A 14,999-nucleotide genomic window follows, 5' to 3' on the forward strand; every position below is an offset into this window, starting at 1 on the left:
CTCAGCTCTCCATCACGCCCTTGCGGCCCATCAGGCCGCGCGGCCGCACCAGCAGGATGATGACGGCCACGAGATAAATGATGATCTGGTCGATCCCCGGCAGGACGCTCTTGACCTCGGTCATCGAGGCGAAGGACTGCAGGACGCCCAGCAGGAAGCCGGCGGCCACCGCGCCCGGCAGGCTGCCCATGCCGCCGACCACGACCACCACGAAGGACAGCACCAGGAAGTCCATGCCCATGTGGTAGTCCGGCGGCAGGATCGGCGTGTACATCACCCCCGCCAGGCCGGCGACCACGGCGGCGAGGCCGAAGACGATGGTGAAGCGCCGTTCGATATCGATCCCGAACAGGCCGACGGTCTCGCGGTCGGCCATGCCGGCGCGCACCACCATGCCGAAGGTGGTCAATTGCAGGAACGCGAACACGCCACCGATGATCAGGGCCGAGAACAGGAAGTAGATCAGGCGCCAGTAGGGGTAGACGATCTGCCCGGCCTCGAAGCCGATCAGGGTGCCCACGTCGGCGGCGCCGCGCACGGTGTCGGGCGGCACCTGGGGAATGGGGTTGGCGCCGAACCAGGTCTTGATCAGTTCCTGAAGCACGATGGCCAGGCCGAAGGTGACCAGGATCTGCTCGGCATGGGTGCGCCGGTAGAAGAACTGGATCAGGCCGCGTTCCATGATCAGGCCGACGATGATCATCACCGGAATGGCCATGAGGATGGAGAACGGCACGGAGTAGTCGAGGATGAAGGTGCCGGTGGCGCCCAGCCAGTCCTCGATCATGGGCACCCGAATCTCCAGGGGCGTGCCCCACGGGGTCATCTGGGTGGGATCGACGGTCACTTTCTCCAGGCCGATGAGCTGGTTGAAGCTGACCGCGCAGAAAGCGCCCAGCATGAAAAGCGCCCCATGGGCGAAATTGACAACGCCGAGGGTGCCGAACACCAGGGTCAGACCGAGCGCGATCAGGGCGTAGGCACCGCCCTTGTCGAGCCCGTTCAGGATCTGGAGAAGGATCGCGTCCATCCGCCAAGGCTCCTTGGGGACCCGGGCGCGACCGCCCCGACGGGGGCGGGGCGCGCGGCCGGGCCGGAAAACGAAAAACCGGAGGAAAAGGGTCCCCGATGAGGGATCACGCCGCGCGACGGCGCGGTCTGATTCCGCATGGGGGACCATCGCGGGCGGACGAACGAATCCTCGCGTCAGGGATCCGCCCGGCACGCCCGCCAACCAAGACGGGTCGCGGTCGCTCCGATCCCGGAGCGACCGCGCCTTGGTCAGCGGTCACACGGCCTTAGACGCCGTTGTTGCACTCGCCCAGTTCGCCACCGAAGATGGCGGGATCGTAGGTCACCTGGTCGACCGGGACTTCCTGCACCACTTCCAGCAGGTCGAACTGCGACGTCGGGTTCTCGTTCCCCTTCACCACCAGGACCTGCTTGAAGCACTGGTGATCCTCGGCGCGGTACAGGGTCGGGCCGTTGCCCATGCCGTCGAACTCGAAGCCCTCCAGGGCCTCGACCACGCCGCAGGGCATGAAGGTGCCGGCGCGCTCGCAGGCATCGGCATAGAGGAGGGCCTGGACGTAGCAGGTGTGCGCGGCCTGGGACGGCGGGAAGCCGTATTCCTCGCCGAAGGATTTCACGAAGGCCTTGGAGCCCTCGTCCTGCAAGGACCAGTGCCAGTTGGTGGTGCCCAGGATGCCCTTCACGTTCTCGCCGGCGCCCTGCGCCATCAGGCGCGAGTACAGCGGCACCACGACGGCGAAGTCCTTGCCGCCCACCTGCTTGTCGCGCAGGCCGAACTGCACGGCCTGGGTCAGCGAGTTGACCATGTCCTTGCCGTAGTGGTTCAGGATCAGCACGTCGGCGCCGGAGTTCAGCACCGGCGTGATGTACTGCGAGAAGTCACCGGCGCCCAGCGGCGTGCGCACCGCCGAGACCGTCTCCCAGCCCAGGGCCTCGGTGGAGTTCTTGATCGACTCCTCCTGGGTCCAGCCCCAGGTGTAGTCGGCGGTCAGGTGGTAGGCCTTGCGGTCGGTGCCGTAGTTGTCCTTCAGCACCGGGGCCAGGGCGGCGCCGGACATGTAGGCGTTGAAGAAGTGACGGAAGCCGTTGCGCCGCTTGTCCTTGCCGGTGGTGTCGTTGGAATGGGTCAGGCCGGCCATGAAGACGACGCCGGCTTCCTGGCACAGCGACTGCACCGCGATGGCCACGCCCGAGGACGAGCCGCCGGTGATCATGATCGCGCCGTCCTTCTCGATCATGCGCTTGGCGCTGGCGCGGGCGGCGTCGGACTTGGTCTGGGTGTCGCCGGTGACGAAGGCCACCTTCTTGCCCAGCACACCGTTCCCCTTCAGGGTCAGCGGCTTCATGGTGTTCAGCATGCCGCCGTCGCCCTCGCCGTTGAGGTGCTTGACGGCCAGCTGGTAGGCGCGCAGCTCGTCGGCGCCCTCGTCGGCGTAGGCGCCGGTCTGGGGCACGTTGAAACCGAAGGTCACGGTATCGCCGGTGGGCGCGTTCAGATAGTCAGCGGCCCAGGCCTTCGAGGAAAACACGGTGGGCGCGGCCAGACCGGCGGTCAGGCCGGCCCCCAGGGCGACGCCGCCCTTCAACACGCCACGACGGCTCGGAGTCATCAGATCAACCATTCCAGTCCTCCCGGTTCCATGCGTTTGCACGCGGTTCGCTGCGTGCGGTTGAGGCTCGGCCGCCGGTGTCCGGGGCGGGGACATGGACCCGCCGCTGGCCGCGCCATGGGGGTTGCACCGGCGCCCTGACAGCGCGATCTCCCCCTTCGGTTCTGTCGCAGGGTTACGCGGTTATTGTCAAAAAAACAATAATATCTTGATTTACCTGTGCTTTTTTGTAACAAAATTCTCCATGCGCTGGACCGAGGAGTCAAAAAATCCACCTTGCGGCGCAACATGACCGCCGAAAGGAGGCCGTTCTCATGGAGTCCAGCTTCAGCCTTAAGATTCGCGCGCGGCGGCGCGCGCTCGGTCTGACGCAGGCCGATCTGGCCGAGCGTGTCGGCATTTCCACGTCGTATTTCAACCTCATCGAGCGCGGCAAGCGGACCATCGGCGGCGCGTTGCTGCTGCGCATCGCCCGGGCGCTGGACCTGGATCCGGCGACCCTGGACGACGCCTCGGAACGGCGCCTGGCCGCCGAGCTGACGGACGTCGCCGGCGACCCGCTGCTGGCCGACCTGGACCTGGGGGGCGATCGCGGTCCCGATCCCCTGGCCAGCGCGGTGGCGGCGCTGGTCGGCCGCCATCCCGGCTGGGCGCGGGCGCTGGCCCGCCTGCACCGCGAGTGCCGCGACCGGGGCGAGGTGATCGCCGCCCTGTCCGACCGCCTGGGCCAGGACCCGTTCCTGTCGGACATCGTCCACCGCATGCTGACGACCATCGCCGGCATCCGCTCCACCGCCGAGATCCTGGCCAGCGTCGAGGACATCACCCCCGACCAGTCCCGCCGCTTCCACACCACGCTGGCGGCGGAAAGCGCGAGTCTGTCCGACGTCGCCCAGGCCCTCGCCGACTTCTTCGACCAGGCCGAAGCCCCCAAGCGCGCCGTCACCCCCGGCGAGGAGGTGGACGACTTCATCCTGGTCAACGACACCCACTTCCCGACGCTGGAGACGGAGGCCGAGCGCTTCGCCGACGCGCTGCGCGCCGCGCGCCGCGGCGGCCCCCGGCGATCCGCCGACCAGGCCGCCCTGGTGCTCGACGGCGACCTGATCACCTTCCTGGACCGCTCCGGCGGGCTGCCCGACCGAACCCGCGCCGAACCGGTGCCGGGCCTGCCCGAGGACGCCCTGAGCGACGGCATCGTCCGCGCCCTGGAGGACGGCGCGCCGGCCCCCAGCCGCCGCTTCGCGCTCGCGCGGCTGGCCACCGCCCGCGCCTTGATCGAGCCCATCGAGGCCCTGGTGGCCGCCTCCCCCACGCTGGGCACGGCGACCGCCCGCCGCCGGGCGCGCGGCGTGCTGGCGGCCTATGCCGCCTCGGCGCTGCTGTTTCCCTACGACACCTTCCGCGACGACGCCGAACGGCTGCGCTACGACATCGGCCTGATGCGGCGGCGCTACCGCGCCAGTTTCGAGCAGATTTGCCAGCGCACCGTGAGCCTGCGCCGGCCGGGCGCCGAGGGCGTGCCCTTCGCCATGCTGCGCGCCGACCCGGCCGGCACCCTGTCGAAGCGGTTTCCCCTGCCCAACCTGGCCATGCCCCGCCATGGCTCGGCCTGTTCCCTGTGGGCCATCTACGGCGCTTTCCAGACCCCGGGGTCGGTGGTCCGGCAACTGGCCGAAACCCCGTCGGGCGACCGCTTCCTGTTCGTCGCCCGCACCGTGGCCAAGGGCGCGGACAGCTTCGGGGCGCCGGCCCGCCTGCTGTCGGTGGCCATCGCCTGCGACGCCCGCCACGCCCACCGGCTGGTCTACGCCGACGGCCTGGACCTGTCGACGCGGGCGCGGGCCGACGCCGTGGGGGTGTCCTGCCGGGTGTGCCCCCGCAAGGGCTGCCGCCACCGCGCCGCCGACTCGATCGTGCCGACGTGAGTGCCGACGCCAAGCGGACCGGCCGGATCGGACTCGCCGGGCCACAGCCTTGACCTTTGTTTTCACGCGGCATCGCGGTACCATTGGAAACAACCAGCCGATCAAGGGTGGTCGACAAATAAAGAAATGGCGGGGTCCGTGACCGCGCGGACGCCACGGCGTTTGTCCCGATGCGTGGGGACGGACGGCGACGGGAGCGAACGAGGGAGGACGCGCGTGCCCACGCGCCTGCTGATCGCCGAGGATGAGCCCAGTATCCTGGAATCCCTGGTCTTCATCTTGGCCCGGGAAGGTTATGACATCGCCACCGCGCGCGACGGCGAGGACGCCCTGGACCGCCTGCGCGACCCCAAGGGACCGCCCGGCCTGCTGATCCTGGACGTCATGCTGCCGCGCCTGGACGGGTTCGAGGTGCTGCGCCGGGTGCGCGATGATCCCGCGCTGAAACGCGTGCCGGTCCTCATGCTGACCGCCAAGGGGCAGGCCCGCGACCGCCAGATGGCCGAGCAGATGGGCGCGGACGCCTTCATCGCCAAGCCATTCTCCAACCAGGACGTGGTGCGCCAGGCCCGTCGGCTGGCCGCTCCATGACCGGTGACCCCACCATGCCCTCTCCCGCGTCGGGCGGCGCCACGGCGACGGACGCACCCGCCGGTCCCACCGGTCCGCGCGGCGCGCCGCGCCGCTGGCGGGACGTGGCCATCGCCTTGCCGCTGCTGGGGACGGCGCTGCTGATGCCGCCGCTGGTGGGTCTGGCCCTGCCGGCGCCGCCGATCGCCGGTGTGCCGTCCATCGTGCTGTACGTGTTCGGCGTCTGGGCGCTGCTGGTGATGGCCACGGCGCGCGTGACCGCCGGCCTGTGCCGGGACGACGACCCGGCGGCCGAGAACACCGCCCCCGACAACAACGCCGACGCCATCACCGGCACCGGCGCCAAGAACGACTCCTGCCGGGAGACACGGGCATGACACCCCAGGCGGTGGAGTTCGCCCTGGTCGCGGCCCTGGCCTACGTCGCCCTGCTGTTCGGCGTGGCCTATCTGGGCGATCAGCGGGCGCGGCGCGGGTCCTTCGCCTGGCTGCGCTCGTCGCTGGTCTACACCCTGTCCATCTCGGTGTACTGCACCTCCTGGACGTTTTACGGCGCCGTCGGCTCGGCGGCCCGGGGTGGACTGGAGTTCGCCACCATCTACCTGGGGCCGACCCTGGTGTTCGTCGGCTGGTGGCTGTTCCTGCGCAAGCTGGTGCGCATCGGCCGCACCCAGCGCATCACCTCCATCGCCGACCTGATCTCGTCGCGCTTCGGCAAGAGCGAGGCCCTGGGCGCCCTGGTCACGATCATCGCCGTGGCCGCCGCCACCCCCTATATCGCCCTCCAGCTCAAGGCCGTGACCACCAGCTATCAGGTCATCGCCGGGCTGCCGCTGGACAACCTGGACGTCCGCGTCGGCTTCTGGGTGGCCGTGGGCATGGCCGCCTTCACCATCCTGTTCGGCACCCGCAACGTGGACGCCAACGAGCGCCATCACGGCGTGGTCGCGGCCATCGCCCTGGAGGCCCTGGTCAAGCTGGTCGCGCTGCTGGCCGTGGGAGGGTTCGTCGTCTTCGGCCTGTGGGACAACCCGGCCGCGCTGTTCGCCGCCGTGCCGCCGGACTTCCTGGCCTCGGACGAGGTGTTCGGGCCGCGCTGGATCACGTTGATCGTGCTGTCGGCGGCGGCCATCGTCTGCCTGCCCCGCCAGTTCCAGGTGATCGTGGTGGAGAACGAGAACGAGCGCCACCTGGCCACCGCCTCGTGGCTGTTCCCCACCTATCTGCTGCTCAGTTGCGTGTTCATCCTGCCCGTCGCCATCAGCGGCATGACCCTGATGCCCGAGGGCGCGGACCCGGACATGTTCGTGCTCACCATCCCGCTGGCGGCCGAAGCCGACTGGCTGGCGCTGCTGGTGTTCCTGGGCGGGTTCTCGTCGGCCACGTCCATGATCATCGTCTCCAGCATCGCGCTATCGACCATGGTGTCCAACCACATCGTCGCCCCCCTGGCGCTTCGCCTGTCGCGGAGGCGCACCCGCACCAGCGGCGACGTGCGCCGCCTGCTGCTGACCAGCCGGCGCGCCGCCATCGGCACCATCCTCTTGTTCGGGTTCCTCTACTTCCAGGGCAGCGCGCAGTCCGACGCGCTAGCGGCCATCGGCCTCATCGCCTTCGTCGGCGTGGCCCAGTTCCTGCCCAGTGTCATCGGCGGCCTGTACTGGCCGCTGGCCAACAAGCGCGGCGCGCTGTGGGGCCTGTGCGGCGGCTTCCTGACCTGGATGTACACCCTGGCCGTGCCCAGCCTGGGCGAGGCCAGTCCGTTGGGCGCGGCGGTGCTGCGGGACGGCCCGTGGGGCCTGACGGCCTTGCGGCCCCAGGCGCTGCTGGGCCTGGACGGCTGGGACCCGCTGGTGCACGCCACCTTCTGGAGCCTCTTGGTCAACGTGCTTCTCTTGGTCCTGGGCTCGCTCAGCCGGGAACCCAAGCCGCTGGAATGGTTGCAGGCGACCCGCTTCGTGGACGTCTTCCGGGGCGGCGCCGACGCCGGCGAGCGGCCCCAGTTCCAGCGCCCGGCCACCAGCGAGGACCTGTTCATCCTGGCCCAGCGCATCCTGGGAGCCGAGCCGGCCCGCGACCTGTTCGACGCCTTCGCCCGCCGCCAGGGCATCGCCAAGGGCCTGCCCCGCCCCACCGAGGACCTGGTGGGCGACCTGGAACGGCGCCTGGCCGGCAGCGTCGGCGCCGCCTCGGCGCGGGCCATGGTGTCGCAGATCGCCGGCCGCGAGGTGATCAGCATCGACGAACTGGTGTCCATCGCCGACGAAACCGCGCGCATCATGCGCACCAGCCAGGCGCTGGAGCGCAAGTCGGCGGAACTGGAGGTCACGGCCCGGCGGCTCCGCGAGGCCAACGACCAGCTTCGCGAGCTGGACCGCCAGAAGGACGACTTCCTCAGCCAGGTGAGCCACGAGGTGCGCACGCCCATGACCGCCATCCGCTCGTTCGCGGAAATCCTGCGCTACACCGAGACCCTGGACTCCGATCAGGCGCGCCGCTTCGTGGCCATCATCCATGACGAATGCATCCGCCTGACGCGGCTGCTCGACGACATCCTGGACCTGCGGGTGGTGGAGCAGGGCGAGATCCCGGTGTCCATGGACACGATCGACCCGGACGCCGTGCTCGACCGCACCCTGGACGCCTGCGAGGGGCTCAGCGGCGAGGTTCCCGTGCGCACCGTGCGCCGCGCCCGCGCCACGGGCGCCCGGGTGCGGGCCGATCCGGACCGGCTCCGTCAGGTGTTCATCAACCTGCTGTCCAACGCCGTGCGCCACAACGACAAGGCGGTGGTGACCATCACCGTGGACAGCCGGGACCGCGACGGGGTGTACGAGGCGACCATCACCGACAACGGCCCCGGCGTGCCGGACGACGCCCGCGAGCGCATCTTCTCGCTGTTCTCCGCCAGTTGGACGCGCGCCGCCGGCAAGGGGGCCGGCCTGGGGCTGGCCATCAGCCGGGGCATCATGCACCGCATGGGCGGCGAACTGACCCTGGAGCCCGCCGACGGGGATGGCGACGGCGCCCGCTTCCGGGTCACCCTGCCCATGGAGGTGTCGGCACGCCAGACGCGCGCGGAGATGCCCGGGCTGCCGGTGTGATCGGACCGCCGAACGGAAAGGCCCGTCTACAGCAACGGCCGCGCGCGGTCGGCGTCGGCCGTGGGCTGGTCCTTGATGCGCACGTGGGCGACCACCTCGCGGACCCCGCGCATGTCGCGGGCATAGGCGATGGCGCGGTCCAGGGTGTCCCGCGACTGGGCCACGCCCAGCAGGTAGACAGTGCCGTTGACCACATCGACGCTGTAGTTGATGGAGCGCACCTTCTCGTCCAGCAAAAGGCGTGCCTTCAGCTTCTGGGCGATGGCCGCGTCGGCGGCGGCGTCCACCAGGGTGGCGGTGTCGTCCACGCGGAGTTCGTTGATCACCGCGCGCACGCCCTCGGCCCGCCAGGCCAGCCGCGCCGCCTCCACCCGATGCTCGGGACGCGGCACCTCGCCGGTCAGCAGCACCCGGCCCTCGCGCACGGTGATGTCGGCGGCCAGGAACAGGTCGGAGTCATGGTCGAGCCAGAGCTGATTGATGGCCAACTGGATGGCGGCGTCGTCGGCGTACCCGCTCAGGCCCCGTTCCTCGGTGGCCGCCGTGGCCATGCTGGCCCCGGCGCCGACCGCCAGGCCCGCAGGTGAACAGGCGGCCAGCCCGCCGCACAGACCGCTTGCCAGGATCAGGATCCCGGTCGCGTAACACCGCTTCCGCCGTTCCATCGGCTCTCCCCGCCCCCGTTCGTGCCGGCCCCTTGAGTATGACCGATCGGGCGGCGCTTTCAATACGCCGGCCAGGCCGGTGTCTCGCGCGGCGACAGGGTGAGGTCGCCGGCCAGCAGGGCGCGGGCCTGGGTGTCGGCGCCGGAGGGCAGCGGGGCACGGGGATCGCGCACCCAGGCGATGATGTCCTCCAGGGCCAGCACCCCCGACAGGTCGCGCAACAACATGTGCCAGCCGTCGCGGTACAGGGCCGGGCGGCGCAGGGGATCGCGCCCCTCGCCGACCAGCGCCCGCATCGCCGGCAGGGTGGCGTCGATGGGCACCAGGTGGTCGTTCTCGCCCAGCATCACCAGCACCGGCGCCGCGACGCGGGGGAGCGCCGCGTGCGCGGCGTCCATCAGGTCGAACAGGCCGGCGACGGCATCGACGCGGGTTTCCTTGAGGGTCAGCGGATCCCGGGACAGGTGGAGCAGCCAGTCCCGGTTGTCGGACGGCCAGATGTCCAGGCCCTCGCCGGTGAAGGTCATCCAGGGAATGGCATGGCTGACCAGGGGCATCAGCAGGCGGGCCAGCAGGGGCCGGCCCTCGGCGCCCCAGACGGCCGGCGCCACCAGGACCGCGCCATCGACCCGCGCGGGATCGACCGGAGCCCCCAACGTCGCCAGCACGACCGCGCCGCCCATGCTCTCGCCCAGCACCAGCACCCGGGCACGCGGATACGTCTGGCGGGCCAGGGCGACCAGGTCGCGCAGATCGTTGGTCAACCGCGCCGTGCCCGCCCACAGGCCGCGATGGGGCGTGTCGCCGAAGCCGCGCTGGTCGGGGGCCCAGACGGCGATGCCCCGGTTGGCCAGGAACGGGCCGGCCTCGGCGAAGGCATGGCCATAGTCGTTGAACCCGTGCAGGGCGATCAGCACCACGGCCGGATCGCCGGCGCCCCGCGTCCAGCGGCGCAGCGGCAGCCGGAGACCGTCGCGCATCACCGCGTGACCGTCGCCGTCCAGGCGCGGCGGCGGCCCGCCCGGACGGAGTCCCGGTCCCGGCGGTTGCAGGCGCGGGGCACAGCCGGCGAGCAGGGCCAGCGCGCCCACGCTCGCGGCCAGGACGTCCCGCCGGCGCCAGGTCATCGGGGTTCCGTCTCCCACGTCGTCACGCGGCGGCCGTCGCGCCCACGCCATCCCGGGTCAACTGCAGGAAGATGTCCTCCAGGTCCGTTTCCTCGGTCACCAGATCGCGGATGTCCAGGTCGGCGGCCCGAAAGGCGTCCAGGACCGCGCCCACCGTGGTCTCGCTGGGCTTGTAGCGCACTTCCACCTGGTCTGGGCCGCGCACCATGGCCTCCAGGGCCGCCAGCGGCGCCGGCAGCGGATCGGACAGCGGCCCGCCGTCGACGGTGACGATCAGCGTCTTGCAGTCCAGCCGACCCAGCAGGTTGCGGGTGGTGTCGCAGGCGGCCACCGTGCCCCGGTGGATGATGGCCGTGCGGTCGCAAAGCGTCTCGGCCTCTTCCAGGTAATGGGTGGTCAGCAGGATGGTGGTGCCGCGCGCGTTCAGGTCCTTCACATAGGACCAGAGCTGCTGGCGCAGTTCGATGTCCACGCCGGCGGTGGGCTCGTCCAGCACCAGGATCGGCGGCGTGTGCACCATGGCCTTGGCCACCAGCAGGCGCCGGCGCATGCCGCCCGACAGGGTGCGGGCGTAGGCGTCGGCCTTGTCGGCCAGACCCACGGCGTCCAGGATCTCCAGGGTGCGGCGCTCGCGCTTGGGCACGCCGTACATGCCGGCCTGCACCTCCAGCAACTCCCGGGGGGTGAAGAACGGGTCCAGGTTCAGTTCCTGCGGCACGATGCCGATGGCGCAGCGCGCCTGGCGGTCCTCGCGGTCGATGTCATGACCCCAGATACGCACCGTGCCGGTGGTCTTCAGCACCAGCCCGGCCATGATGTTGATCAGCGTCGACTTGCCGGCCCCGTTCGGCCCCAGCAGGGCGAAGAAGCCGCCGCGCGGGATGGTCAGCGACACGTCCTCCAGCGCCGTCTTGGCCCCCTGGCCGGCGCTCGGCCGGTAGACCTTGGTCAGGCCCTCGATCTCGATGGCGTTGTCCGGGTGGCGGGGCGCCTCGGGGGCGCGGGCGAAGGCAGGCATGGCGGACCTTTTCCGGGGACGGAGGGCGTGGGGCTCCGCGAGCGGGCGACCCATCTCATGGGGGCCGATCTCATGGGGGGTGTTGCACGGACGGCGGCGGCGGGTATCATCCGGGCAAGACCCGCCTTTCAACATAGGGCGCCCCCCCAAAAAGTCGAGGAGCCGCGCGATGGAGCACGTTCCCACCTTTCCCGTCACCGAAACCGTGGTGGTGGACAGCCCCGCCGTCGTGTGTGACGGCATCGGCGTCACCCTGGGCCATCCCCGGGTGTACCTGCACATCAAGCCGGGGCAGGACTCGGTGATCTGCCCCTATTGCTCCCGCCAGTTCGCGCTGACCACCAAGGCGGCCCTGGCCAACGCGCATTAAGCTCAAGACGCCTGATCCTGAATGGCTGCTTCTTGCGTCGGGAACGATTCTTGGGTGCGCGCACAACTTTAGCAAGCATCACACTCAACGCGCGCGAACGTGCCCTAAAAGATCAGAGTAAAGGCTCGTGCACCTGACGGCGTCGGCGCAGCCATGGTGAGCATGTTATGGGCAATGAAGATAAATTAAAATCCCTCCAGAAGACCCTGGACGAGGTGCGACTGGTTCGATCAAGCGGAGTCCTAGGCGCTCGTCTTGCAGCAGATATCCTCCTGATATTTATCATATATATGGGATTTCAAGCCCTTTCCCTTCTGGTTAACCACGGTATCGTCGCAATTGCGGCATTGTGGTATCTGACTGACTTCGATTACTCGGTCACGCGAAGTCTGGCGTTTGCTCGATCACACGGTCTGCCGTATCCTGAACTCCAGCTTCTCGTTCACACGGCTGTCGTGTTCGCGACCGTGTTCATTGCCTGGCGGGCGCACCGCCTCTACCGAAGGTGCGTGAACTTTACGGCATTCGAGCGAAAGACCCTCAAGCGGATCGCGGACTTGAAGATGCGCGAACCGACCTGAGCCGGGTGGACTTGATTTCTCTCTGGCCGTCACGGCGTTATGCGTCGGTCGGGTACCGCACCACCCGTCTGGAGCCCACGGGAGATGAGATGACCGCCCCTGACACGACCGCCCCCGCCAGCGACGCCACTTCTCCTGACCGCCTCACCCTGGTGGACGGCTCCGGCTACATCTTCCGGGCCTATCACAGCCTGCCGCCCATGACGCGGCCGGACGGCACGCCGGTGAACGCGGTCTATGGCGTGACCACCATGCTCATGAAACTGCTGGCGGACATGGACGCCGAACACGTCGCGGTGATCTTCGACAAGGGCCGGCGCACGTTTCGCAACGACCTCCATCCGGACTACAAGGGCCACCGCCCCGACGCGCCCGAGGATCTGGTGCCGCAGTTCCCGGTGATCCGCGAGGCGGTGCGGGCCTTCAACGTGGCCTGCGTGGAGATGGAGGGCTTCGAGGCCGATGACCTGATCGCCACCTATGCCCGACAGGCCCGGGAAAAGGGCATCGCGGTAACCGTGGTGTCCTCCGACAAGGACCTGATGCAGTTGGTGGGCGACGGAGTGGCCCTGCTGGACCCCATGAAGAACCGTCCCATCGGCCCGGACGAGGTGCGCGAGAAGTTCGGCGTCGGCCCCGACAAGGTGGTGGACGTCCAGGCGCTGGCCGGCGATGCCTCCGACAACGTGCCCGGCGTGCCGGGGATCGGCGTCAAGACCGCCGCGCAGTTGATCACCGAGTACGGCGACCTGGACACGCTGCTGGCCCGCGCGGGCGAGATCAAACAGCCCAAGCGCCGCCAGAACCTGACGGACTTCGCTGATCAGGCCCGCCTGTCCCGCGATCTGGTGACCTTGCGCGACGACGTGGACGTGCCGGCGCCGCTGGACGGCTTCGGCCGCAAGGCCCCCGAGGGCGATGCCCTGCGGGCCTTCCTGATGGACAACGGCTTCAAGTCGCTGCTGGCCAAGGTCGAGGGCACCCTGATCCCCACCCCCGGCGAGGACCAGGGCGCGGCGCCCGATCCGCTGGCCGAGGCGCGCGCCGCCGAGGCCGCGTACACGCTGGTGCAGGATGCCGAGACCCTGCGCGCCTGGGTGGCCGAGGCCCAGGCGGCCGGTGTGATGGCCATCGACACCGAGACCGACGCCCTGTCGGCCATGCGCGCCGGTCTGGTGGGGATCTCCCTGGCGGTGGCGCCGGGCCGGGCCTGCTACATCCCGCTGGGCCATCGCGCGGCGGCCGACAGCGGGCAACTGGACCTGGACGGCGGCGGCGGCGGCGGAACCATCGATCCGGGGGAGGCGCCCCGGCAACTGCCCCTGGACACCTGCGTCGCCGGCCTCCGCGACCTGCTGCGCGATCCCGGGGTCCTCAAGGTCGGCCACAACATCAAGTACGATCTGCACATTCTGGCCCGGGTCGGCCTGGAGGTGACGCCCGTCGACGACACCATGGTGCTGTCCTACGTGCTGGACGGCACCGGCCAGGGACCCGGGGGGCATGGCCTGGACGACCTGGCGCGGCGCCATTTCGAGCACACCATGATTCCCTTCAAGGCGGTTTGCGGCAGCGGCAAGGCCCAGATTACCTTCGACCGGGTCCCCCTCGACCAGGCGCTGACCTATGCGGCCGAGGACGCGGACTACACCCTCCGCCTGCACCGGCTGCTGAAGCCGCGCCTGCTCGACGAGCGCATGGTCGCCGTCTACGAGACCCTCGACCGGCCCCTGGTGCCGCTGCTGACCACCATGGAACAGGCCGGGGTCAAGGTGGACCCCCTGGTGTTGCGCGCCCTGTCGCGGACCTTCGCCCAGCGCATCGCCGACCTGGAGGCGGAGGTTCACCGCCTGGCCGGGCATCCGTTCAACATCGGCTCCCCCAAGCAGTTGGCAACGGTGCTGTTCGACGAGATGGGCCTGGAGTCGGGCCGCAAGAGCGCCAAGACCGGCGCCAAGTCCACCGGCGCCGACGTGCTGGAGGATCTGGCCGCGCAGGGCCACGACCTGCCGGCCCGGGTGCTGGACTGGCGCCAGTTCGCCAAGCTGAAAAGCACCTACACCGATGCCCTGGTGGAGGACATCAACCCCGACACCGGCCGGGTGCACACCACCTTCGGCCTGACGGGCACGTCCACCGGGCGGCTGTCGTCCAACGACCCCAACCTCCAGAACATCCCCATCCGCACCGAGGAGGGCCGGCGCATCCGCGGGGCCTTCGTCGCCGAGCCCGGGCACCGGCTGATCAGCGCCGACTATTCCCAGATCGAGCTGCGCCTGGTGGCCCACGTGGCCGACATCAAGGCGCTGAAGGATGCCTTCCACCACGGCGCCGACATCCACGCCATCACCGCCAGCCGCATGTTCGGCGCCCCCGTGGAGGGCATGGACCCGATGCTGCGGCGGCGCGCCAAGGCCATCAACTTCGGGATCATCTACGGCATCTCGGCCTTCGGGCTGGCCCGGCAACTGTCCATTCCCCGGGGCGAGGCGCAGGCGTTCATCGACGCCTACTTCAAGGAGTTCCCGGAGATCCTGACCTACATGGAGGCCACCAAGGCGGAAGCCCGCCAGCACGGCTTCGTCCGCACCCTGTTCGGCCGCAAGTGCTGGACCCCCGGGATCACCGACAAGAACCCCAACATGAAGGGCCTGGCCGAGCGCGCGGCCATCAACGCGCCCATCCAGGGCGGCGCGGCCGACATCATCAAGCGCGCCATGATCCGCCTGCCGTCGGCCCTGACCGAGGCCGGGCTGTCGGCGCGGCTGCTGCTTCAGGTCCACGACGAACTGATCCTGGAGGCCCCCGAGGCCGAGGCCGAGCGCACCGCCGAGGTGGCGCGGCACGTCATGGCCGGCGCGGCGGCGCTGTCCGTGCCTCTGGTTGTGGACACCGGCGTCGCGCCCACCTGGGCCGACGCGCACTGACGACCCGTTTCCGTTTCCGTCATCGCGGTCCCCCGGGATGACGGCCC

Annotated in this window: 12 protein-coding genes; 7 read left to right on the top strand and 5 right to left on the bottom strand. The window is 69.8% G+C overall.

What is annotated here, in order from left to right:
• Window position 1: 1 nt before the first annotated feature.
• Both GGD89_RS00340 and GGD89_RS00345 read right to left on the bottom strand, forming a co-directional pair.
• Window positions 2-1,030: a branched-chain amino acid ABC transporter permease gene (locus GGD89_RS00340; RefSeq protein ID WP_184042107.1), complete on the bottom strand. Its 1,029-nt coding sequence runs from the start codon at window positions 1,028-1,030 to the stop codon at window positions 2-4.
• Between the two features lie 268 nt (window positions 1,031-1,298).
• Window positions 1,299-2,654 (bottom strand): ABC transporter substrate-binding protein, encoded by a 1,356-nt coding sequence (locus GGD89_RS00345; protein WP_184042108.1) that lies wholly within the window; start codon window positions 2,652-2,654, stop codon window positions 1,299-1,301.
• Between the two features lie 302 nt (window positions 2,655-2,956).
• Here GGD89_RS00345 and GGD89_RS00350 point away from each other — a divergent pair, with 302 nt between their 5' ends.
• The 4 genes from GGD89_RS00350 (at window position 2,957) to GGD89_RS00365 (ending at window position 8,264) form a co-directional block, all read left to right on the top strand.
• Window positions 2,957-4,570: a helix-turn-helix domain-containing protein gene (locus GGD89_RS00350; protein ID WP_184042109.1), complete on the top strand. Its 1,614-nt coding sequence runs from the start codon at window positions 2,957-2,959 to the stop codon at window positions 4,568-4,570.
• Window positions 4,571-4,786: 216 nt separating this feature from the next.
• Window positions 4,787-5,161, top strand: coding sequence for a response regulator (locus GGD89_RS00355; protein ID WP_184042110.1), 375 nt, complete (start codon window positions 4,787-4,789; stop codon window positions 5,159-5,161).
• A gap of 14 nt (window positions 5,162-5,175) precedes the next feature.
• Window positions 5,176-5,538 carry a hypothetical protein gene (locus GGD89_RS00360; protein ID WP_184042111.1) on the top strand — a complete coding sequence of 121 codons (363 nt, stop codon included), beginning with the start codon at window positions 5,176-5,178 and terminating at the stop codon, window positions 5,536-5,538.
• A complete protein-coding gene (locus GGD89_RS00365) occupies window positions 5,535-8,264 on the top strand; it encodes a sensor histidine kinase (protein WP_184042112.1) in 2,730 nt (909 codons plus the stop codon). Before GGD89_RS00360 ends, GGD89_RS00365 begins: the two co-directional genes overlap by 4 nt.
• Window positions 8,265-8,290: 26 nt before the next feature.
• Here the strand turns inward: GGD89_RS00365 and GGD89_RS00370 are convergent, their stop codons facing one another.
• From GGD89_RS00370 to GGD89_RS00380, 3 genes are read right to left on the bottom strand one after another with little or no spacing between them, the layout of a single operon-like run.
• A complete protein-coding gene (locus GGD89_RS00370) occupies window positions 8,291-8,929 on the bottom strand; it encodes a BON domain-containing protein (protein ID WP_184042113.1) in 639 nt (212 codons plus the stop codon).
• Between the two features lie 59 nt (window positions 8,930-8,988).
• On the bottom strand, window positions 8,989-10,056 hold the full coding sequence (locus GGD89_RS00375) for an alpha/beta fold hydrolase (protein ID WP_184042114.1): 1,068 nt from the start codon (window positions 10,054-10,056) through the stop codon (window positions 8,989-8,991).
• A 22-nt stretch (window positions 10,057-10,078) separates the two neighbouring features.
• Window positions 10,079-11,074 carry an ABC transporter ATP-binding protein gene (locus GGD89_RS00380; protein ID WP_184042115.1) on the bottom strand — a complete coding sequence of 332 codons (996 nt, stop codon included), beginning with the start codon at window positions 11,072-11,074 and terminating at the stop codon, window positions 10,079-10,081.
• Between the two features lie 169 nt (window positions 11,075-11,243).
• Here GGD89_RS00380 and GGD89_RS00385 point away from each other — a divergent pair, with 169 nt between their 5' ends.
• The 3 genes from GGD89_RS00385 (at window position 11,244) to polA (ending at window position 14,952) form a co-directional block, all read left to right on the top strand.
• Window positions 11,244-11,444 carry a zinc-finger domain-containing protein gene (locus tag GGD89_RS00385; protein ID WP_184042116.1) on the top strand — a complete coding sequence of 67 codons (201 nt, stop codon included), beginning with the start codon at window positions 11,244-11,246 and terminating at the stop codon, window positions 11,442-11,444.
• Between the two features lie 167 nt (window positions 11,445-11,611).
• Window positions 11,612-12,025: a hypothetical protein gene (locus tag GGD89_RS00390; protein ID WP_184042117.1), complete on the top strand. Its 414-nt coding sequence runs from the start codon at window positions 11,612-11,614 to the stop codon at window positions 12,023-12,025.
• An 89-nt stretch (window positions 12,026-12,114) separates the two neighbouring features.
• The gene (polA, locus tag GGD89_RS00395) at window positions 12,115-14,952 is read left to right on the top strand and encodes a DNA polymerase I (RefSeq protein WP_184042118.1); all 2,838 of its coding nucleotides are present in this window, start codon (window positions 12,115-12,117) and stop codon (window positions 14,950-14,952) included.
• The last annotated feature ends 47 nt before the right edge of the window (window positions 14,953-14,999 follow it).

The sequence above is a fragment of the Roseospira visakhapatnamensis genome (genome assembly GCF_014197915.1).
Taxonomy (GTDB): Bacteria; Pseudomonadota; Alphaproteobacteria; order Rhodospirillales; family Rhodospirillaceae; genus Rhodospira; species Rhodospira visakhapatnamensis.